The organism is Bacillus sp. ATD (genome assembly GCF_050585765.1).
Lineage (GTDB): Bacteria > Bacillota > Bacilli > Bacillales > Bacillaceae > Bacillus > Bacillus stercoris.
The window spans coordinates 1-235 of sequence record NZ_JBOBQH010000039.1 but is presented as its reverse complement, the minus strand read 5'-3'; the positions used below and the strand labels follow the sequence as shown (position 1 = coordinate 235).

Sequence of the window (235 nt, the reverse complement as noted above, 5' to 3'; positions counted from 1 at the left end):
ACTCGTAATGGAGTGGTATCCATATCTGAATTCATAGGATATGAGAAGGCAGACCCGGGGAACTGAAACATCTAAGTACCCGGAGGAAGAGAAAGCAAATGCGATTCCCTGAGTAGCGGCGAGCGAAACGGGATTAGCCCAAACCAAGAGGCTTGCCTCTTGGGGTTGTAGGACACTCTGTACGGAGTTACAAAGGAACGAGGTAGATGAAGAGGTCTGGAAAGGCCCGCCATAG

1 rRNA gene is annotated in these 235 nt (G+C 50.2%); it reads left to right on the top strand.

Features of this window, described 5'->3' with window-relative positions:
- Positions 1-235 (top strand): 23S ribosomal RNA (locus ACQXR1_RS22245); the annotation flags it as partial.